Here is a 20971-nt window from a genome sequence, read left to right as displayed (position 1 = left end):
CCTGCGCGAGACATGGCAAAATGGCGCCATGCCGAGTCCCCACGACGACGACGAGCTCTATCGGCGCGCCTGCGCTCTGGTTCGCGCCAGCCAGAGCGCGTCGGTCAGCCGACTGCAGCGGGAACTGCGCCTCGGTTATAACAGCGCGGCCCGGCTGGTCGCACGGATGGCGCGGGAAGGCGTGATCGGCTCCCGTTCGATCATGCCCTGGGGCCGCCACGATCTGCCGCCCGAACCGCCTGGCCTGATCATCAATCCCTGAGCGTTTCACGCGCCCCAACGAAAAAGGGCGGACCCGCAGCCCGCCCCTTTCATACCGCAATGCCTCGGCTCAGCGCGCCGGCGCGAGATTGGTGTTCAGCACCCAGCCGACATTGTCGTTCTCGTCGGCGACTTCCCACCACAGGCCGTTCTTGCTGCCGGTCGGGAAGACGATCGAGCCCGGCGGCAGCGCCCGGATGACGGCGCCTTGCGCCGACGGGGTCTTGCGCATGTTCGCTTTCACCTGCGCCTGGAAGCTCTGGCGCGGGCTTGCCTCGGCCGCGCCGAATGAGCTGGAGCTGACCCCGCCCAGCTCGGTCACCAGCTTGGAATAGGCATCGATGAACGCCAGCGTCACGACGCGGCCGATATCGGTATTGTCATAGCCGCCGCCGACCGCCCCCGCCGCGACACCGCCGAAGAAGCCGCCGCCCGCCCCGAAGCTGATGTCGTTCTTGGCCGCATAGCCCTCGGTCACCGCGACCGTCTCGGTGGTGCGGACATTGGTGACGCTCAGCACCGTATTGGCTTCCAGCTTCTTGCTGCGGATGCCGCCGAGGATGCCGCCGGCGACGCCGCCGAGCATGCCGCCGACGGCACCGGCCGCGCCGCTGCCCTGCGCATTGCTGTTGGCCGCCTGCACTTCGGCGACCAGCACATAGTCGGCCGCCTTGATCTGGTTCTGGCCGACATTCGAGCCGCGCTGCAGGCCGAGATTGCTGCCGATGCCACGCTCGGTCTGCGCTGCGTTGAGGCCGGCACCACGATCGACCAGATTGAAGCAGCCGGAGCGCTGCACGAGCACGCGCAGCAGCTTCTGCGGCGAGGCCAGATTATACTGGCGCCAGCCATAGGGATCGTCGCCATCGGTGATCGAGATGGTGCCGAGCTTGCGATCGCAATGGGGCACGTCCTGCGCCGCTTTGGTCTGCAGCTTCTGCGCATTGGACGGCTTGGCCTGCTTCGGTTCCGCAAGGACCGGCTGGCCGGCGACCGCGAATGCCGCGACGCCGAGAACGACTCTGCCAAAACCCCTCATTTTTCCACCTCACCCACAAAGACGTTGAGCCGGTCTCGGCTCACCCCAGAAACCCAAGAATCATGTTTATCACAGCGGTCTTCGCACACAAGCTCAACACTATGTGACGACGCGCCATTGTCATGCCCGTCGCGGCGCGTCTTGGATGAAATGGACGTCCCGCAAAAGGCTTACCTATGCCTGCGGCGCGGCGGGGTAACGGGCCAGCACATCGCCCAGAGCCGCCTCGAGCGGCCCCAGCCATGGCGCGAACGCGCGCCAGCTCTCCAAACCTTCGCGATACAGCGGCTGGCGCACCTGGCTCGCGCTCGGCGTGCGGACGGCGCGGGCCGTCTCGTGCGGGCGCAGACAGGCTGCGTCGAACGGCAGGCCGACATAAGCGAGCAGGCGCTCGACCTCGCCCGGCATGTCGGCGACCAGCTCCTCATAGAAGATGCGGTGGACATGGCCCGGCAGCACCGCGTCCCAATGCACCATCAGCGCGACATAGGCGCGATAATATTCGCCAAGGTCGGTGAGGTCGTTGGCGAAGTCGAAGCCGCTGGCGAAATATTGCCGGAAGCAGGAGAAGCCGCAGGCCAGCGGATGGCGGCGCACGTCGATGATCTTCGCGTGGGGCAGCGCCGCACGGATCAAGCCGACATGGCGGAAATTGGCCGGAAGTTTGTCGATGAAATGCGGCTTGCCGTCATGGCGATGGGCCGCGCTCTGCGCCAGATAATCCCGGCCGATCCCGCTGAGCGCCTCCCCGTCCAGATCGGCCAGCCCCTCGGGATAGCGCCCGATCCGCCCGGCGATGCGCGGCAGATGCGGCAGTTCCATCGTCCCCTCCACTGCCGGATGGGACGCGAGGATCTGCTCCACCAGGGTCGAGCCCGAGCGCGGCAGGCCGACGATGAAGATCGGATCGGGCGCGCGATCGCCCTGCCCCTCCCGCGCCGCGAAAAAATCCGCCCTGAACAGACGCCGCGCGCGGTCCAGCTGATCGAGCGTCACCGCATGATCATAGGGCCGCTGCTGGCGTCGCAGCGCATTGCCCTGCGCATAGTGCACGAAGGCAGCGTCCGGCTCGCCCGCATCCTCCAGCGCCTTGCCGAGCGCGAAGTCGGTCAGCATCCGCGCCTGCGGCGGCAGGTCCGGCCGGGCAAGCAGCGCGCGCATCGCCGCCACATCATCCGGGGCGAAGCGATTGGCCTTGATGTTGGCCAGCGACCACCAGGCCTCGCCATGGGCCGGCGCGATCGCCAGCGCGCGGCGATAGGCGGCGATCGCCTCCTGCGTGCGCCCGGTCATCTCCAGCACATGGCCGAGCGCCGTCCATCCGCCCGGGCTCTGCGGCGCGTCGGCGAGCAATGCCCGGTGCAGCGCGATCGCCCCGTCATAATCGCCCGCCCGCTCCAGCAGCCCGGCCTTGAAGCTGCGATAGCCCGGATGCCCGGGCTGGCGCGCCAGCTGCGCCTCGACCACGGCGAGAGCCTCGGCCGGGGCCATCGCATCCAGGAAGCGCCGCGCCAGCGCCAGCGCCGGCTCGAACGGCGGCGCCAGCTCGATGGCGCGCGCCAGCAGCGCGAAGCCCTGATCCTGCTTGCCGATCCGCCCGGCGACCTGCGCGAAGAGATGCAATGTCGGCACGTCGTCCGGCTCGGCGGTGAGGCGCGCGGCGAGGATGCGGTGCGCCGCTGCAAGGTCGCCCGCCGCCATCGCCTGTGCGGCAGGCGCCAGCGCCGGATCGCTCGCCGAGGCCTGCAGCGCCCGCATATGCGCAGCGATGCTCTCCGCACCCTTGCCGCCCCGGCGCAGCGCATGGGCGAGGCTGCTCCACGCGGCGACCGACTGCGGCGCCTGCCGCGTCGCCTCGAACAATGCCTGCACCGCCTCGCTCAGCCGCCCGGCGCGCAGATGGGCGCGGCCGGTGGCGATGAGCCGGTCGGTCTGGGCGGGGATCGACATGATTGCCGGGTCTGCGCGCCTCGCCAGCCTTGTCAAGCGGCGCGTCCAGTCGCGCTCCACTTTGCTTTGTCGCGGCCCGCTGCTATCGGGCGCGGATGACCGACCTGGCCCTCATCCGCAACTTCAGCATCATCGCGCACATCGACCATGGCAAGTCGACGCTCGCCGACCGCCTCATCCAGCGCACCGGCGGCCTCACCGACCGCGAGATGACGGCGCAAGTCCTTGATAACATGGATATCGAGAAGGAGCGCGGGATCACCATCAAGGCGCAGACCGTGCGCCTCGACTACAAGGCGAGCGACGGCCAGACCTATGAGCTCAACCTCATGGACACGCCGGGCCATGTCGACTTCGCCTATGAGGTCTCCCGCAGCCTCGCCGCCTGCGAGGGCGCGCTGCTGGTGGTGGACGCCGCGCAGGGCGTGGAAGCGCAGACGCTCGCCAACGTCTATCAGTCGATCGAGCATGATCATGAGATCGTGCCCGTCATCAACAAGATCGACCTGCCCGCCGCCGAGCCGGAGAAGGTCCGCGCCGAAATCGAGGACGTGATCGGCCTCGACGCCAGCGACGCGGTGATGACCAGCGCCAAGTCCGGCATCGGCATCGACGAAGTGCTGGAAGCCATCGTCAGGCGCATCCCGCCGCCCAAGGGCGACCGCGCCGCGCCGCTGGAGGCGATGCTGGTCGACAGCTGGTACGACCCCTATCTGGGCGTCGTCATCCTCGTGCGCGTCGTCAACGGCGTCCTGCGGAAAGGCGCGCAGATCAAGTTCATGATCGGCGGCACCGAGCATCTGGTCGACCGCGTCGGCTGCATGCGCCCCAAGATCGAACAGCTCGACGAGCTGGCCGCCGGCGAGATCGGCTTCATCACCGCGCAGATCAAGGACATCACCGAGACGCGCGTGGGCGACACGATCACCACCGTCAAGAACGGCGCCGCCCAGCCCCTCCCCGGCTTCAAGGAAGTGCAGCCGGTGGTGTTCTGCGGCCTCTTCCCGGTCGACGCGGCGGATTTCGAGAAGCTGCGCGAGAGCATCAGCAAGCTGCGCCTCAACGACGCCAGCTTCTCCTTCGAGATGGAGACCAGCGCGGCGCTCGGCTTCGGCTTCCGCTGCGGCTTCCTCGGCCTGCTCCACCTGGAGATCATCCAGGAGCGGCTGACGCGCGAATATGACCTCGACCTGATCACGACGGCGCCGAGCGTGGTCTATGAGATGCACATGCGCGACGGGACGGTGCGCCACCTGCACAACCCCGCCGACATGCCCGACCCCAACCATATCGAGACGATCGAGGAGCCGTGGATCGAGGCGGTCATCTATGTGCCCGACGAATATCTCGGCTCCATCCTCAAGCTCTGCCAGGACCGGCGCGGCATCCAGAAGAACCTCACCTATGTCGGCGGCCGCGCGCAGGCGACCTACGAGCTGCCGCTCAACGAGGTGGTGTTCGACTTCTACGATCGCCTCAAGTCCATCTCCCGCGGCTATGCCAGCTTCGACTATCACCAGATCGGCACGCGCGAGGGCGACCTCGTCAAGATGAGCATCCTCGTCAACAACGAGCCGGTCGACGCGCTCAGCATGATCGTCCACCGCAGCGCCGCCGAGGCGCGCGGCCGCCACATGTGCGAGCGCCTGAAGGACCTGATCCCCCGCCACCTGTTCAAGATCCCGATCCAGGCCGCGATCGGCGGTAAGGTGATCGCCCGCGAGACCATCGCCGCGATGCGCAAGGACGTCACCGCCAAATGCTATGGCGGCGACATCACCCGCAAGAAGAAGCTGCTGGAGAAGCAGAAAGAGGGCAAGAAGCGCATGCGCGAATATGGCAGCGTGCAGATCCCGCAGGAGGCCTTCATCGCCGCGTTGCGGATGGGGGATGAGGGGTAGGGTCGGAGCGGCGGCTGCTGGTTCGGACACGGCCCGTCATGGAAAACGATCCATAACGGTCGGTGTTATCTTCCTGGTGGACTAAGACATCTTGCGGCCAGCTCGCCTCTATAGCTAAGCTGCTATATCTCTCATGGTCCCATGAGAGATGATGGAGGGAGGGGGCTCCTTTGAGATATTCTGCGTTCTGGCTCGCCTGCGCGGCCGGCCTGGCTTTGCTCGTGACTGCTCCGGTCAGTGCGCAGGAGCGGTCGGCCGTCAAACAGGGCTTCAAGCTCGCTGCGAAGACCAACAAGACGATCCTGCTCTTCCGCCCGTCGGTGAGCGTCGGTGAGCAGTCGATGGGAGGACTGTTCGAGCCCAATGCGGCATGGACCGAGCAGGCGAAGGCGAACATTCAGGCTGCGCTCGATCGGTTCCAGGCACGGCTTGGCAATGCGGTGGTCGTCGCGCCCGAGGCCTATGGCGACGAGGCCCGCAATCTTGAGGAGCATATGGCGCTGTTTGCCGCGGTCTCCCGGTCCGTGATCGAATATCAGTTCTTCGTCGGGAACCGGCTGCCCACGAAGAAGCGGGACAACAAGGCAGACATGTTCGACTGGTCGCTCGGCGAGGGCGTCGCCGCCCTCCCCGGCGCGCGAAACGCCGACTATGGCCTCTTCATCTACAACAAGGACGCCTACGGCTCGACCGGCCGCAAGGTGCTGCAGGTCTTTGCGATGCTTGGCGGTGTCGCCGTGACCTCCGGCGAACATCTGGGATATGCGGGACTTGTCGACCTCAGGACCGGCGACCTGCTCTGGCTCAACGCCGATGCCGAGATGGGCGGGGACGTTCGCGAGAAGGACGGCTCGGAAAAGCGCGTGCGTCAGTTGCTCGAGGACTTTCCGGGGAGCGACATCGGCAAGACAGACGCCCCGTGAGCGCCCGCATGGCAAGGCTCGCAATGACGCTGGGCCTGCTTCTGGCGCAGCAGGCCGGCGCGGCGACCGCGCCGGTGCCCCCGCCCTATGCGGGCGCTTACCAGCCTCAAGGCGTCGATGAGATCGGCTGGTGGCGCGAGGATGACGAAAGCGAGCGAAAGCTCGCAGCCTCGAATCTCGTTATCCACGACGAAACGCTGACAGGCTACGTGAAGCACGTGCTCTGTGACGCGATCGGGGAAGAACGATGCCGGTCCGTTCGCGTCTACATCATGCGGGAGCCCACATTCAACGCGTCCATGTCACCCAATGGCACGATGCGTGTCCTGAGCGGCTTGCTTCTGAGGGTTCACAACGAAGCCGAGTTGGCGGCGGTGCTCGGCCATGAATTCGGCCATTTCGAGCGGCGACATTTCCTGGAAGGCTTCAAGGCGCAACGGGGCGGGACCGACGTGCTGGCCTGGGCGGCCGTGCTCGCCAGCTTCGCCCCGACCTACCATACGCGCAGGGCGTATGGGGATCTCGAACTGTCGATCTATGGCAACCTCTTCCGCTATCAGAGAAATCAGGAACGAGAAGCCGACAGGCTTGGCATCGGCTATCTGAACGAGAGCCACCTGCGGCCACAGGCTGCGGCGCTGGTCTGGCAGAACCTCATGGCCGAGATCGAGGCGTCGGCTCGGGCGAAAGGGCTGAAGAAGCCCGACTTCAACAAGATCGCCTTCACGGCGTCCCACCCGCCGGAGGGCGAGCGTGCCGCTTATCTCGCCGACCTGGCCGTACCGGAGGGTGCTGTGCGGGACGATGGGGCCGCGCGCTATCGCGCCGCCCTTGCGCCCTGGCTCCCGCTGTTCCTGGACGACCAGATCAAGCTGAATGACTTCGGCGCGAGCGAATATATCATTCAGTCGCTCGCGACGGGCGGGTGGACAGCCGACCTTTGGTTTGCCCGCGCCGAACTCTATCGCACCCGAGGCAACCAGCGCGACCTGGCTAATGCCGCCGACTTCTACGCCAAGGCGATCGAGATCGGTCCGGCGAGGCCGGAAGCCTATCGCGGATTGGGACTGGCGCTGATGAAGACGGGTCAACCCACCACAGGACAGAAGGCCCTGCGCACCTATCTCGCCCTGAAGCCGGACGCATCGGATGCCGGCATGATCCGCATGATGCTGCCCGGGAAGGGGACCGAATAATGATGCTCCGTCGCTCCGGATTCGCGCTGGCGATCGCCACGCTCTCCTTGCTGGCCCTTTCGACGATGGCCCGGGCCCACAAGCTGCGCGTTCAGGGCGCGGCGGTCACGGTCGCCGGGTCGTCCGTGACCGTCACGCCCTCGCGCGACTGGAACAGTCTTGGCAAGAAGATCGGGAAGAATACCGAGACATGGACGCTGGACGGCGAGCAACTCAACGATGTGACCTTCTTCGCCGGCATTGCGCCCGGCAATCCGCTGGTGAAGGAAAGAAGCAAGAAGCACGCACCGCTGCCTAAATTCACCCGCACGACACTGCTGGTGGAGGTGCCGGAATTGCTGGAGGGTACGCATCGCACCTACAAGAACAGCGGTGCCTTCAAGCTGCTCTCGACGCAGGCTGCGACGTTTCTCGGACGCGACGGCGTCTTCTTCACCTATGAATTCACGGACGAGGACCAGCTGACCCGCAGGGGCGAAGCGCATGCCGCCATCATCGACGGCAAGCTCTTCATGATGACGTTCGAGGCGCCGCGCCTTGGCTATTTCGCCAGGAGCGAAAACGACTTCCGTGCCTTGGTGACGTCGGCGAGACTGCGTTAGCGCCGGAAGGGCGGCGGATGGACGCCGGCCTCGACGCGCGGCCGGTGCGCAGCCTCAGGGGTCTCGCCTTCGTTCGACACGACCGGGACGATGACATGCGACGGCCTTCAGAAGACGCGTGGCTCCGAGGCCAACCCCCCCACCCTCTCCCGCGCGGGGCAGGACGGGGTGGGACCAGTCCGACGTGGCCTGCCTGCCCCTCAATTCTGCAGATAGACCATCTGCGTCTGGGTATATTCGAGCAGGCCGTGCTTGCCGTCCGCGCCGCCGATGCCGGATTTGCGCATGCCGGCGTGGTAGCCCTGCATCGCCTCCATATTCTCGCGGTTCACATAGGTCTCGCCGAAGTTGAGCTCGGCGGTGGTCTTGAGGATGTTGGAGAGCGAGCGGGTGTAGATGGAGGAGGTCAGGCCGAACTCGCTGTCATTGGCCTTGGCGATCGCCTCGTCCAGCTCGTCGACGACGTGGATCGGCATGACGGGCCCAAAAATCTCCTTCTGGATCATGTCGCTGTCCTGCGCGCAGCCGGTGAGCACGGTCGGCTCGATATAATGGCCGCCGCCCTGCTCGACATGCTTGCCGCCGGTCAGCAGCGTGGCGCCCTCGCCCACCGATGTCTCGATCATGCCGGCGATGCGCAGCGCGGCCTTCTCGTGGATCATCGGGCCCATGTCGACCGGGGCGTTGCCGAGCGGATCGCCATAGGTCACGTCGCGCATCGCCTTCACCAGCCGGTCGGTGAACTCGTCGGCGATGCCGCGCTGGACATAGACGCGCTCGGCGCAGTTGCAGACCTGGCCGTTGTTGAGGATGCGCGAGATGCGGATGGCGGGGATGGCGATGTCGAGATCGGCATCGTTCATGACGATCGCCGGCGCCTTGCCGCCCAGCTCGAGATTGACCTTGGTGACGTTGGCGGCGGCCTGCTTCATGATCTCGATGCCGGTGGGCACGCTGCCGGTGAAGCTCACCATGTCGATCCCCTTGTGGCTGGAGATCCCCTCGCCCACCGTCTTGCCGGTGCCGTGGACGATGTTAAACACGCCGGGCGGCAGGTCGCATTCGTCGAGCAGGCGGGCGAAGAAGTCGGCATTGCCGGGCGTCTCCTCGCTCGGCTTGATGACGATCGTGTTGCCCGTCAGCAGCGCCGGTCCGGCCTTGCGCGCGATCAGGAAGAAGGGGAAGTTCCACGGCAGGATGCCGCCGACCACGCCCATCGGCTTTCGCTGCATCAGGATGGTCTCGCCGCGCCGCTCGCTGGGCAGGATTTCGCCCTCGATGCGCAGCGCCCACTCGGCCATATAGTCGAGGAAGTTGGCGGTGGTCGCCACCTCGCCCCGCGCCAGATCGCGCAGCTTGCCGATCTCCTCGGTGAGCGTGTGCGACAGCGCATCTTCATTGTCGCGCAGCCTGGCGGCGATGCGGCGCAGATAGACGGCGCGCTCGCTGTTGGTGAGCTTGCCCCAGCCGGGCTGGGCGCGGCGGGCGGCGTCGATCGCCTCGTCGACCACGGCGCGGGGCGAATCCGGGATGTGCGTGATCACGGTGCCGCGCGCCGGATTGAGCACCGGGATCGGGGTGGCGCCCTGCGCCTCAACGAAACGACCGTCGATATAATTGGCGAGCATGCAAGCCTCTCCCTTAACATGTTAACGAATCGGATATGCCCCGGCGCGCGCCAACACTCAACCCGTCTTGGAGAAATCCATGGCGCGGACGCCGCCTGCGCGCGCAGGCGACGGATATGGGTGGGAGGCGGCGCCTAGCCTTCGGGCAGCTGGTTCGTCCGGTTGAGCCGGTCCATGATCTCGTCGATCGGCTCGATCACGGTCACGCTGCGCCCCTCGCCGAAGCGGATGCGGGTGCCGTCCTCGACCGGCGAGATGAAGGAAATCTGCGTGGCATTGACGGCCACGGGCAGTCTGTCGGGACTGGTGAACTTCACGAACATGGCATCGTCTCCTGCTGTTTGGCAGGAGCCTAGTCGTTTTGCGCGATTCCGCCAGCCCTGGATGCGCGCCCTACAGCGCGTCGAACGCGGCCTCCAGGCGCGCGACGCTGGCCGGTACGTCCTTGAGCTTGTCGAGACCGAACAGGCCGAGGCGGAAGCTCTTATAGTCCGGGCCTTCCTCCACCATCAGCGGCACGCCGGCGGCGATCTGAAGGCCGAGGCCGAGGAATTTCTTGCCGGTCTGGATCTCGGGATCGTCGGTGAACGAGACGACGACGCCCGGCGCGCCGAAGCCCTCGGCCGCGACGGACTTGAAGCCGCGATCGGCCAGCATCTTGCGCACGGCATTGCCCTGCTCCCATTGCGCGGCGGCGAGCTTGGCGAAGCCGATCTCCTTCGTCTCCAGCATCGCGCCGCGCAGCGTGCGCAGCGAGTCCGTCGGCATGGTCGCGTGATAGGCATGGCCGCCGTTCAGATAGGCCTCCATGATGCCGTTCCACTTGCCCAGATCGATCGCGAAGCTGGTCGACCTGGTCGCGCGCAGCCGCTTCAGCGCCCGCTCGTTGAGCATGACGAGACCGGCCGAGGGCGGCGCGGACCAGCCCTTCTGCGGCGCGGAGATCAGCACGTCGACGCCGGTCGCCTTCATGTCGACCCAGACGCAGCCCGACGCGATGCAATCCAGCACGAACAGGCCGCCCACCTCGTGGATGGCGTCCGCGACGGCGCGCAGATAATCGTCCGGCAGGATCATGCCCGAGGCGGTCTCGACATGCGGCGCGAAGACCAGATCGGGCTTGTCGGCCTTGATGCGCGCGACGACCTCGTCGATCGGCGCGGGCGCAAAGGGCGCGTCGGCCGCGCCGTTGCCGGTGCGGCGCGCCATCATCACCGTCTCGGACGCGGGGATCGAGCCGGCCTCGAAGATCTGCGTCCAGCGATAGGAGAAGAAGCCGTTGCGGATGACCATGACATTCGCGTCGGTGGCGAACTGGCGGGCGACGGCTTCCATCGCATAGGTGCCGCCGCCGGGCACGACGACCGCGCGATCCGCTGCGTACACCTCGCACAGGATGGCGTGGATGTCGCGCATCACGCCCTGGAAGGACTGGCTCATATGATTGAGCGAGCGGTCGGTGAAGACGACCGAATATTCGAGCAGGCCGTCGGGATCGATATCTGGGCGCAGGGCGGGCATTGCAGGTCTCCTAGTCCTCGCGAGGCCCGATTTCACGAACCGGCCGGACAGTCAATCAGGCTTGCCGATCGGGCGGGCGAAGAAATTATATACGCTCCTTCCGCGCCATCTGGAATGACCGCGCGCGAGACCGCCCGATGAGCGGATCGGCAGGTTCGAAACCGGCCGGGACGATGAGGGCGAAGGCGCGAACGCCGCGCGCGCGGCATGGTCCTTCCCGGGCGGCAGAGCCGCGCGGCCGTAACGGTCAGGCGAGCGTGACCGAGGCCAGCGCGACCAGCCCGGCCGCGCCGACCAGCGCCGTCACCAACCCATATTCGAGCGCCCTGGCGCCGCGCTGTCCACTGAACATCCGTGCAATCACGAGTCCATTCCTCCAATGCGGCAAGACTATCGCAAGAAGGATGAGCAAGAGCTTAACCGGCCGATGCGAGCGCCCTTGACCGGCGCCACGCCGCGGCGGAAGATACCTATCAGGAGAGACAATGAGGAGAGGCGCGATGGCGCTCAAGGTGCCGCTGGAAGACCGGGTCGAGATCGAGGAGCTGATGGCGCGCTACGCCTGGGCGCTCGATACGGGCGACTTCGAGGGCTATGCGATGTGCTTCACCGAGGATGGCTGGCTGGAGCATTGGCCGCAGGGGCGCTGCCATGGCCGCGAAGGCCTCAAGCGCGCGACGGACTCGCTCTGGTACGAACGGCCCAACCATTATCTCGGCCGCCAGCATCGCATGAGCCAGGTGCTGATGAACCCGGACACGGCCGAGGACGGAACGCCCGGCGTGCGCATCAAATGCTTCTGGTCGATCCTGCAGCATGACGTCGTCACCTTCGAGAATCGCGTGTTCGGCATGGGCACCTGGGACACGCTGGCGGTGAAGGACACGGACGGCGAGTGGCGCTTCAAGAGCGTCTATGTCGACCTGTGGATCAATGGGCAGGTGCCCTGGCAGGGCGAAAAGCGCGCCTGGGGCGAGGATGCGCGGGCGGCGGCCGCTGCGGAATAGCGATTATCCTGCACAGATTGAGTCCCCATGAATATGTTTCCATCCAGGCCGCGTGGACAAATTCCGACGCTGAACGAACGCCCGGTTTCAGGTGACAGTCCGTTGGGCCTAAATGGCGAGTTTGGGGTGGATTGCAGACGCACGGGTTGCCGCATTTCCGACCCCGCTATCGCAGGTTCGCGGAAACTCCTCGCCGGTTTAACGAACCGACAATCTTCTTTCGACAATCTGGATCAATTCCCACCCCAAAGGCGATCATGATTTTCGCTGTAGCACTCTTGTTGAGCATGATCAGTCCCAACGATCAAGCGACGCCATTCAGGGTGGCTGATGGCCGCTTTAACGGTCACCCGGACTTTGGTTTTACCGTACAGCGTGCCAAGCAGATGATCTCATCATTGGGAGGTCGCTGGCAGATGGTACTTATCGGGGGTCAGCGGCGAGAGGATGTCGTCACCGAAGGCCGGGTGAATGATCCGCCCCCCTCCAGAAAGGCGAGAATTTTTCATGATCGTTTGGGCAAGGTCTGGAAAATCACGCTCGAGCTTGAGCTTGAAGGCAGCAACTGTGCTGACAATGTCAAAGTGGCCCAGGTCGCTTCAAAATTCGTAACTTTGATTTCGCCCGGGACCGATCCACGTGGCTTGGCGGCAGCCGTTCGGAATGACCGTACCGCTTGGCAATATACCAAGAATGCGTATTTTTTGGTCCTACGTCGGTGCACGATAATTGAAGCATCAGCGCGCAATGGCGAGCCGAGTCCTGTCGGGGTCAGTCAGGTCCCGCCGGCTCCAGCCATCAGCCGCTGGCGGACCGTTGAGCCGATTGGAGCACCATGGATAGTCCGAGAAGACATCCCGGACGACATGGTAGCCAACAAGCCCACTACTTATGTGTCCTTTGCACTCCAAGTAGGGTCAAATGGGCAAGCTAACCAATGCAAAATAACCAATGGTCCCTATGATCGCCCGCAGCTTAATACCCTCATCTGCGCGCTGTTGATAGAGAGGGCACGCTTTCGGCCTGCTTTGGACGCGCGGGGAATGCCGACTGCGGCGGTCTATAGGCGACGTATCGTAATTCCCGGCGATGAGAACTTAACAAACTGACAGATCCCCGGGGATGGAGGCGAACATCTCTCGGATGTCCGCAATCGGGTTGTATCCTGACAGGCCGCTTCTGGACGATATCTACGGATAGCCCCCATCCCGAATTTGTCCACGCGCCCTAGTCGCAAATGAGAGGCGCCGCCACCCGACCGGGCAACGGCGCCTCCCAATTCACCTTAGCGCGATCAGACGAAGCTGACGGCAACCTTGCGGCGGCGCATCGCGACACCGGCGAGCGCGAAGCCGCCGATCATCATCGCCCAGGTCGCCGGCTCGGGCACGCCCGGCGTCGGCGGCGAGGCTTGCTTGAGATCCCAGCCGACCACGTCCAGCGCCAGCTTGTCGTTGCCGGTGATGCTCAGAAACTCACCCAGACCGGCCGTCGGGTCCATGATGCCGATGTTGAGGCTGTCCTTCCAGTGGCTCGCCTGACGGCCGTCACCGAAATTGGTGCCGGTCGAGAAGAGCGGGCCGACCGTCGCGCCGCCATCGATCGAGAAATATTTGTCGCGATTGTCGGCAGTCCAGTCGATCACGCCAAGCGCCTCGCTCTGTGCCGAGTAGCGGAACAGGTCGAGCGGCTTCACGAAGGTGAACTGATTGTCGCTGAACGGGCCGTTGATCGGCGGGCTGTTATTGTCGAGCACGTCGACGCCGCTGGTGAAGCCCAGCGCATGGCCGATCTCGTGCGCCGCGACGCCGATGAAGTCATAGGCGTTGGCGTCGATGCCGTTGCTGCGGTCATAGTCGAAGTTGAACAAGGTGCTGAACTGGATGAACGCATCGCACGTCACCGTGCAGCCGCTGATCGTGCCGTTCGGCGTCGTGAAGCCCAGCGCCTTGGCATTGGCCGCCGAGAAATAGATGGTCGAGTTGTTGGCGTCGCCATCATTGTCGACATAGGGCGTGGCCGAGCCGGCGCCGTTGGGATTGTTCGACGTGCGGTTGATCAGCAGCGGGAAGGACGATCCGCCCGGCAGGTGAGCATTGGCGGTCGCATCCGCGGCGCTGGTCGCGTCGAGGCCCATGGCCAGCTTGAAGGTCGAATAGTCGATGGTGAAGCTGCGCGAGCCGGCCTGGCCAAGGATGCCCGGGCCGAGCGCGGCGGTGCCCACGGTCAGATCGACGGTGATATTGTCGGTGAAGATGTCGGCCCAGAGTTGGCCCGCCTGGAGGAAGGCCGCCTGCGCCTGCGCGCTGGTGCCGGCCGTGAAGGTGAAGTTGAAATTGACGGCGTTCGCCGGCGTGCTTGCCGTGAACGCAAAGCCCACCATCGCGGCGCCAGCCGCGAGTGCTTTCAGGTGTCGCATTGCAGTCGCTCCCACATGACTACTGAATCAACCGGGACCATCCCGATCGACAGATCTTTTTTTATTTGATCTGCGCCCCTGCGGCATCGCCTCCCAAGAAGGAGAGACGTGCCGTTAAGGACATATTTACCAAATATGAACGGCCGTGGGAAGAACGCAGAAATCCTTCCCGCCCTGCATCATCCCGCGAGTCGCACGGACCGCCCCGGATCGGGACATATGAGCGATGAATGTTTCACCCGATCGGGCAACCGGACCGCAAGGGCGAGTCGCCAGCCAGCCCCCGCCCAGGGCGCATGGCCAAATTGGCGGTAGGGATGGTGGGCCGCTATGGGGACAGCGCGCGAGCGAAGTGGACGGCCGAAACTGGGTGGGCGGCGGACCCTTTGCGCCACCGCTCCTCGTCATTCCCGCGTACGCGGGAATCCAGCTGTGACCTTGCGGCTCAGCGGCAGCGTGGAACTGGATTCCCGCGTGCGCGGGAATGACGGATAACCGGTCGCGTCCCGACGGTCGCCTTCTTGAACGATATCTCTGGGTAGCCGTATCCTATTTGTCCGCGCGTCCTAGAAGGCGACGCTCACCGCCCCGACCAGCGCGGTCTTCGTGTGCATCTGCTGGCCGTAATAATCGCGATCGGGTCCGCCGCTCGACAGGCTCAGTTCAAGATCGAACTTGCCCGCGACGCGGCCGATGCCGGCGCGCCAGTCATATTGGGTGGCGGAGATCGGGAAGGCCGGCATGCCGCCGAGCCGGGTGAGCGCGCCGACATGACCGAACAGGCGCCAGTCGGTCGCCGGCCGGGTGACAGCCTCGACCTGGCCATAGAGCATGGCGACGCCGGGGCGCAGATAGTCCGGCGAGAAAGCGATGCGGGCTGACAGGACACGCCCGGAGAGGCCTGCGAACAGCTCGCTGTAACCGGCGGGGCGGCCATAGCTGGCCCGCGAATATTGCGCGCGCAGAGCGCCAAGCTCGACTGACAGCCCATCACGCAGACGCTGGGCATAGCCGAGCGCGACGACGCCGCCCATCCAGCGCACGCCTTCGTTGCCGGGCGCGAGGAACACGGTGCCGCTACCGCTCGCAAACAGGCCGGAGGCATCATCATAGCCAATGCTGGCGCTGGCGGCGGGACGGCCCTGGCTGCGCGAATGGCCGCGCAACCGGGAGTCGCTCGCGACACTGGCGCCGAAGCTGAGCTGCGCCGGCGCGGGCGCGGCAAGCGCGAGCGCGACGAACAGACCGGCCCGGCGGCCGGCGCTGGCAGGCCTCACCGGGCAGGCCCGGCCAGACCACCACAGCCGGCAGGCGCGCCGGACGGCGCGAATGTCGCGCAGATATCGATGTCGCCGCCCGCGCTGCGGCTCGCGGCCAGCCTGAGCGGCATCCCCGGCTTCTCGCGCAGCAGCGCGAACAGGCCGCTCACATGCGCCGCCGAGAAGGAGCTGCCATCGACCAGTGACCATCGCCCCCCCGGAGCCGGTGCCGGGACATCGCGCCCCGGCGCGCTGTATACAGAGCGATTGGCGAGCCTGTCAGCATTATCGCTGACCGCGACCACGCCGGGCATCGAGGCCGGGAAGCCGCCATCGGCCAGCGCCGGATCATAGGCGGCCACGACGGTCAGCCCGCGATCGAGGCCGATGCGCAGCAGGCTGGTGAGCAGGCGGCCCGGCGGCCCGGCCAGGCTGAGATTGAGGATCGGCACGCGCTGCTCGATCGCGAACTGGATCGCCTTGGCGAGGCTGAGGCTGTCGCACAGCGTCTGCGCCGCGCGCTGCCAGCAGGCCCGCAGCGCCAGGATGCGCGCGCCCGGCGCGATGCCGGCGATGCCGACCTTGTTGTCGGCGCGCGCCGCGATGATGCCGGCGATCGCCGTGCCGTGATTTTCCGGCACAGCGGCGCCGTCCACGAAATTGCGCGACAAGGCGATCTGGCCGGCAAGATCGGGATGGCGCGCATCCACGCCGCTGTCGATCACCGCGACCGACACGCCCTTGCCGGTGCGCCAGGCGTGGAGCGCCGCCAGATGCCATATCGCGGCGGCCGGCTGGGCCGCGAACAGGGCGTCGTCATGGCCCGCCCCCGCTTTGCCGGCCTGGGCCTGCGCGGAATAAAGGCCGACCGGCTCGGACCAGCTCACCTGTGGATCGCGCGCGATCTCGGCGGCGGCGGCATCCACCGAGCGACCGCCGGGCACGGTCATGATGAAGCAATCGACGCCGAGGATCGGCATCGCCCAGTTGGTGACGAGCGCCAGCCCGTGGGCGCGCGCCAGACGGGCGGCGATGCGGGCGCGCGCGCCCCGCGCGGCATCGTCGCCATAGCCGCCGCCATAATCGGCCCCGGCGCGCAGATGCGGCGGTGCGAGGCGCAGCATGACCATGATCTGCCGCTCCACCGCCGCCGGCGCCTGCGCGCGCGCCGCCGCCAAAGGCGCGAGCAGCAGGCAGAGCGCGGCAAGGAGCGCCCGGATCGTCACGGCGCGGCGTCGATCGGCTGGGCCAGCACGATGTCGGGCCGCTTGCGCAGCAGGTCGAGCGCCGCATCGCGCCGCGCCTGCGGCACAGCCAGCACATAGGCGCCGGCCGCGGTCGGCCCGTCGACCAGCCGCGCGCCGACCGCATCGAGCGCGGCGCGCATCGCCCGCTCGCGACTGTCGGGGCGGAAGATCAGGATGATGTTGCCGGTGTGCGCCGCCGGCTGCGGCGCGCTCAGCGCATGATACTCCGCCTGCGGCGCCGGGCGCAGCCGGTCATAGACACCGATGCCGAGCAGCAGGATCGCCGCCTGCCCCGCCGCGATCAGGCCGACGCGCGAGGCAAGGCCGCGCGAGGCCCACCAGCCCGGCCGGGGCTGGCTCGCCAGAGCGCGGTCGCGCAGCGCCGCCCAGTCGCCCGCCGGCGCGCCCGGCAGTGCCAGCAGGTCGATGCGCAGCCGCTCCTCGCTTATCAGCTCGGCCGCGCACTCGGCGCAGCTCGCGAGATGGCCCTCGACCAGCGCATGCTCGGCCGGATCGAGCATGTCGGTGAGGAACCAGGGCATCAGCCGCTGCGTGGTCTCGTGCGGGTCGCCGTGGAGTGGAATGACATTGCCCATCGTTGCTTCCTAGATCCAGTCGGCCAGCTCGCCGCTGAGCTTGCGCTTCAGATGGCGGCGGGCATGAAACATGCGTGTCTTCACCGTGTCGACCGGGCAGCCCAAAATATCGGCGATCTCCCGATACCCGATCTCCTGAAAATAGGTGAGATGGACGACGGCGCGGTGATCGGGCGAAAGTTCCTCGATCGCGCTTTGCAGGATCGCGGCGGCGCGCCTGCGGCCGAAGTCGCGATCGGGCGGTGCATCATCGTCGCCCAGCTCGGGCCGGTGCCCGTCCTCGACCGGCTCGTCCTGGCGCAGCCGCGCGCGGATCGCCTTGCGATAGGCGATGGCATAGAGCCAGGTCGAGAGCTTGGCTTGGCCGCCATAGCTCTCCGGCTTGTCCCACAGCACCATCATCGTGTCGTTGACGACTTCCTCGACCAGCGGATGACGGCGCACGAGGCTGGTCACGAAGCGGCTGAGGCGCGGATGATAGAGCCGGTACAGCCCCTCGAACGCGGCGAGATCGCGCAGCCGCACGCGCGCGAGCAGGTCCGCCTCGCCGCTCCGCCGCTCCGCTTCGATCTGTCGACGCCGATCGCCCGACACGCTGTCCGTTCCGCCTCCCCGTGAGTCCGCCTGCGCGCATTAGTGCGCCCTTGCCGACGCCTGGTTCAAGCGCGGTGCAGAAAATGCGGCGGAGCGGGATGCGCTGTCCGGCTCCCGTCGATGCGCGGGAGCCGGACAGGCGGGGCCACCTTCTTGGAGGTCTGGCTGGCCCCGTGGGGGTCAGGCGAAGGCGACGCGCGCCACGCGACGGCGCATCATGCCGCCGGCCAGCGCCAGGCCGCCGATCATCAGCGCCCAGCTCGCCGGCTCGGGCACGGCGGTCAGATTGGCATTGTTCGGCGCGAAGTCGCTGATCACTTCGGTGCCGCCCGCGCCGCTGCGCGGCCAGATGTTGAAGCCATAGTCAATCGGCGTGAAGCCGTTGGCCGCGGCGGGCAGGAAGCTCAGCGGCACCCACACGTCGAACGTATCGCCCGCGAAGCTCGGCGTCAGGTTATGGCCGTTGACTGTGCTCGCGCCGACCTTGTTGATCCGGATCACCGTGTTGAAGATCACGTTGGGCTGGCCGATGCCCGCGAACGGGCTCGGCCCCGCCGAGCCGGTGTTGACGCCGATGATGTAGAAGCCCGGCGCGCCCAGATCGATCGTGCCGGCCATCGTCGAGGAGAGCTGGAACATCTGGCTGACGCTGTCCCACGCGACGCTGAACCTGGTGACGTCGAGATCGGCCTGCTGCGGGCCGGTGTAAGTGGGCAGGAAGCCGGTCTCGTCGGTGACGATCCCGGCAAGGGCCGGACTCGCGGCAAGCATGAGGCCGGCGAGCGCCGCGGCCGATAGCAGTTTGTGCATGTGTAGCTCTCCCATGAAACGTCGATCCCACGATGACGTCACGGGGTTAGTGGCGAGGCCGCCGCCGGGGGTTCAAAGAGCGTTAATCAAATTCGCCGCCCTGCGACGAGCGGTGTAGCGGTGACGACTGGTTGCGGTCGCGCCAACCTTCTCCCGCAAGCGGGAGAAGGATACGCAGCCTTATGAGCGAAGCGAATTAGGCGCAGTTGGATGAGGGTCTTTCTCTGGGGCGAGGTCCAGAAGACCCTCACCCTCCCACCGCTTCGCGGCGGGCTCCTCCCTCTCCCGCAGGCGAGAGAGGGTCCATGCGCTGCATCGATGCCCGTCACCCGGCCTAGAAAATGCCGGGCACTTCGCGCTGCGGCGTGGTCGGATGATCGGGGACGAGCAGGCGGGCGCCGCTCGTGCTGCCCGCGCTCGTGGTCACCGATTGCGCGACGACCCCGCTCGCCGAGATCGGCGAGCAGCCGCGCCCGGCGAGATAGTCGAGCGCGACGCGGGTCGAGCCCTCCTGCGCGTCGCCGAACTGGCGCGTGACGTCGTCGCTTGCCCGGCAGGTCGCTTCCATCGTCGTCGCGAGGCCGTTGAAGTAATTGCCGTTACCCGCCGCATTCTTGGTCGCGAAGGCGATGATGCGGAAGCGGTCGTCGCAGGCGCTGCGGTCGATCGCGATCTGGCCGACCGGCTTGCCATAGGTATTGCCGCCGACCAGCACGACATTGGTGTGCAGATAGGGCACCATGGCGTTGATCACGAGTTCGCTGGCCGAGGCCGTGCCCTCGAAGCCGATGAAGGCGATCTTGCGCGGGCTGATCGAGTCCGGCTGCGGCGCGAAATTGAGCGTCTCGTTCTCGGAGGATTTCTCCGGGCGGAGCGTGAGCTGCGCGAACACGTCCGACGCCTGTCGGTTGCCGCCGAGCAGATTGCCGAGCGTCTGCGCGATCGAGAGGAGGCCGCCGCCGTTGTAGCGCAGGTCGATGATCACCTGATCGATGCCTTGCGCCTTGAAACTGGCGAAGGCGGCGCGCAGCGCCGGATCGGCCGAGCTGATGAAGGTGCGCAGATTGATGTAGCCGACCTTGTTGCCATTGTCGTCGATCACCCTGGCGCCGTAACGCGAGGAGACGGGCGTCAGATCGTAATCGGCCTTGGAAACGGTGATGACATGATCGCCGCCGGTGTCGCGAATGCGCAAGGTCCGGGTGACGCCGGCGGTGTCCGGTCCGAGCGCATTGATGACACCGGCCTCGCCGGAATTGGCCATGAGCGTCGCGACGCTCTGGAGAGTGTTCGCACCGGTGCCGATGGCGAGGATCTCGACGCCGCGATCGAGCCCGGCGGCAAGACCCGGCGCGCCCTCGAACGCCTCGGACACCCAGGCGCGGCGCGCGCCGGCATCGGTCTTGACGCGGATGCCGAAACCGGCGGTCGTGCCGTTGTTATAGTAATTGGTCTCGCCCGCGATCGAGGTGACGAAGGTGAAGTAGCGATCCCGCCCCTGCGCGCGCGCCGTGGCGGTCAGCGCATCGACATAATCCTCCAGCGAGGCATAGGCGGCGGGATTGAGATTGCCCGGCAGCGTCTCGGGGAAGAGATACCATTCCTGCATCTGCGCCAGCGCCCAGTCCTGCCGCGCACGCAGGGTGCAGCTGGCATTGGCGGAGGGCGTGGGCGTGGGCGTCGACGTCGGCGTGGGTGTCGGCGAAGAACCGCCCGAACCGCCGCCATCCCCGCATCCGGAGAGCATCAGCGCAAGGCTCTGGAGGGTAAGGGCGGCCGTGCGTCCGAAGCGTCTCATGGCCCGAGTGGTAGAGCCGGCCCGCTCCCATGTCAGGTAAAATCATCCGCTTCGGAAGGGCTGGGGCTGATCGGCATTCTGCTTTCCCCCTCCCTGGAAGGGAGGGGCAAGGGGTGGGTTCGGCGCCGAACGGGGCTCGATGCCTCGTTCGGCGCTTCTGCATGGGCAAAGCGGGCATCTCTTGAGGTGCGCAGACGCGCGCACCCACCCCAATCCCCTC

The 20971-nt window shown here is 66.4% G+C and carries 18 protein-coding genes and 2 pseudogenes; 7 read left to right on the top strand and 13 right to left on the bottom strand.

Annotated features, from left to right (window positions below; translation table 11 throughout):
• The first annotated feature begins 28 nt into the window (after positions 1 to 28).
• Positions 29 to 262: a DNA translocase FtsK gene (locus tag KK488_RS07315; RefSeq protein ID WP_214622496.1), complete on the top strand. Its 234-nt coding sequence runs from the start codon at positions 29 to 31 to the stop codon at positions 260 to 262.
• Between the two features lie 69 nt (positions 263 to 331).
• On the opposite strand, the gene KK488_RS07310 is transcribed toward KK488_RS07315, so the two are convergent.
• Both KK488_RS07310 and KK488_RS07305 read right to left on the bottom strand, forming a co-directional pair.
• Positions 332 to 1300: an SH3 domain-containing protein gene (locus KK488_RS07310; protein WP_214622495.1), complete on the bottom strand. Its 969-nt coding sequence runs from the start codon at positions 1298 to 1300 to the stop codon at positions 332 to 334.
• Between the two features lie 174 nt (positions 1301 to 1474).
• Positions 1475 to 3250: a tetratricopeptide repeat-containing sulfotransferase family protein gene (locus KK488_RS07305; RefSeq protein WP_250890159.1), complete on the bottom strand. Its 1776-nt coding sequence runs from the start codon at positions 3248 to 3250 to the stop codon at positions 1475 to 1477.
• A gap of 95 nt (positions 3251 to 3345) precedes the next feature.
• On the opposite strand from KK488_RS07305, the gene lepA reads away from it, so the two are divergent.
• From lepA to KK488_RS07285, 4 genes are all read left to right on the top strand, one after another.
• Positions 3346 to 5151 (top strand): translation elongation factor 4, encoded by a 1806-nt coding sequence (lepA, locus tag KK488_RS07300; protein WP_214622494.1) that lies wholly within the window; start codon positions 3346 to 3348, stop codon positions 5149 to 5151.
• 170 nt (positions 5152 to 5321) lie between these two features.
• Complete coding sequence (locus KK488_RS07295) at positions 5322 to 6074, top strand: hypothetical protein (RefSeq protein ID WP_250890158.1); 753 nt, start codon at positions 5322 to 5324, stop codon at positions 6072 to 6074.
• Between the two features lie 23 nt (positions 6075 to 6097).
• The gene (locus tag KK488_RS07290; protein WP_214622493.1) at positions 6098 to 7270 is read left to right on the top strand and encodes a M48 family metallopeptidase; all 1173 of its coding nucleotides are present in this window, start codon (positions 6098 to 6100) and stop codon (positions 7268 to 7270) included.
• Positions 7270 to 7872, top strand: a complete 603-nt coding sequence (locus tag KK488_RS07285; RefSeq protein ID WP_250890157.1) for a hypothetical protein — start codon at positions 7270 to 7272, stop codon at positions 7870 to 7872. The genes KK488_RS07290 and KK488_RS07285 overlap by 1 nt, the downstream gene beginning before the upstream one ends.
• A gap of 200 nt (positions 7873 to 8072) precedes the next feature.
• Here KK488_RS07285 and aldA read toward each other — a convergent pair whose 3' ends face one another.
• The 3 genes from aldA to KK488_RS07270 all read right to left on the bottom strand — a co-directional run bounded on the left by aldA (position 8073) and on the right by KK488_RS07270 (position 11021).
• On the bottom strand, positions 8073 to 9500 hold the full coding sequence (aldA, locus tag KK488_RS07280) for an aldehyde dehydrogenase (RefSeq protein ID WP_214622492.1): 1428 nt from the start codon (positions 9498 to 9500) through the stop codon (positions 8073 to 8075).
• Between the two features lie 134 nt (positions 9501 to 9634).
• The gene (locus tag KK488_RS07275; RefSeq protein WP_214622491.1) at positions 9635 to 9823 is read right to left on the bottom strand and encodes a hypothetical protein; all 189 of its coding nucleotides are present in this window, start codon (positions 9821 to 9823) and stop codon (positions 9635 to 9637) included.
• Positions 9824 to 9893: 70 nt separating this feature from the next.
• Positions 9894 to 11021: an aminotransferase class V-fold PLP-dependent enzyme gene (locus tag KK488_RS07270; RefSeq protein WP_214622490.1), complete on the bottom strand. Its 1128-nt coding sequence runs from the start codon at positions 11019 to 11021 to the stop codon at positions 9894 to 9896.
• Positions 11022 to 11506: 485 nt separating this feature from the next.
• Here KK488_RS07270 and KK488_RS07265 point away from each other — a divergent pair, with 485 nt between their 5' ends.
• Entirely contained in the window at positions 11507 to 12028 is a 522-nt protein-coding gene (locus KK488_RS07265; RefSeq protein ID WP_214622489.1) for a nuclear transport factor 2 family protein, read from the top strand.
• A gap of 257 nt (positions 12029 to 12285) precedes the next feature.
• Positions 12286 to 13137 (top strand): hypothetical protein, encoded by an 852-nt coding sequence (locus KK488_RS07260; protein ID WP_214622488.1) that lies wholly within the window; start codon positions 12286 to 12288, stop codon positions 13135 to 13137.
• A gap of 185 nt (positions 13138 to 13322) precedes the next feature.
• Here KK488_RS07260 and KK488_RS21780 read toward each other — a convergent pair.
• From KK488_RS21780 to KK488_RS07225, 8 genes and pseudogenes are all read right to left on the bottom strand, one after another.
• Positions 13323 to 13424: pseudogene (locus tag KK488_RS21780) on the bottom strand (PEPxxWA-CTERM sorting domain-containing protein); the annotation flags it as partial.
• 36 nt (positions 13425 to 13460) lie between these two features.
• A pseudogene (locus KK488_RS21290) lies at positions 13461 to 14411 on the bottom strand (NF038122 family metalloprotease); the annotation flags it as partial.
• Between the two features lie 602 nt (positions 14412 to 15013).
• Positions 15014 to 15724 carry a TorF family putative porin gene (locus KK488_RS07250; protein ID WP_214622487.1) on the bottom strand — a complete coding sequence of 237 codons (711 nt, stop codon included), beginning with the start codon at positions 15722 to 15724 and terminating at the stop codon, positions 15014 to 15016.
• Positions 15721 to 16932, bottom strand: coding sequence for a S8 family peptidase (locus tag KK488_RS07245; RefSeq protein ID WP_349356858.1), 1212 nt, complete (start codon positions 16930 to 16932; stop codon positions 15721 to 15723). The genes KK488_RS07250 and KK488_RS07245 overlap by 4 nt, the downstream gene beginning before the upstream one ends.
• On the bottom strand, positions 16929 to 17549 hold the full coding sequence (locus KK488_RS07240) for an anti-sigma factor family protein (protein WP_214622486.1): 621 nt from the start codon (positions 17547 to 17549) through the stop codon (positions 16929 to 16931). The genes KK488_RS07245 and KK488_RS07240 overlap by 4 nt, the downstream gene beginning before the upstream one ends.
• A 9-nt stretch (positions 17550 to 17558) precedes the next feature.
• The gene (locus KK488_RS07235) at positions 17559 to 18143 is read right to left on the bottom strand and encodes an RNA polymerase sigma factor (protein WP_349356857.1); all 585 of its coding nucleotides are present in this window, start codon (positions 18141 to 18143) and stop codon (positions 17559 to 17561) included.
• A gap of 180 nt (positions 18144 to 18323) precedes the next feature.
• Positions 18324 to 18953 carry a PEPxxWA-CTERM sorting domain-containing protein gene (locus KK488_RS07230; RefSeq protein ID WP_250890155.1) on the bottom strand — a complete coding sequence of 210 codons (630 nt, stop codon included), beginning with the start codon at positions 18951 to 18953 and terminating at the stop codon, positions 18324 to 18326.
• A 334-nt stretch (positions 18954 to 19287) separates the two neighbouring features.
• The gene (locus tag KK488_RS07225; protein WP_214622485.1) at positions 19288 to 20751 is read right to left on the bottom strand and encodes a S41 family peptidase; all 1464 of its coding nucleotides are present in this window, start codon (positions 20749 to 20751) and stop codon (positions 19288 to 19290) included.
• Positions 20752 to 20971: the final 220 nt, after the last annotated feature.

Source organism: Sphingobium nicotianae, assembly GCF_018603885.1.
Lineage (GTDB): Bacteria > Pseudomonadota > Alphaproteobacteria > Sphingomonadales > Sphingomonadaceae > Sphingobium > Sphingobium nicotianae.
This window is presented reverse-complemented; position numbering and strand designations above follow the sequence as displayed.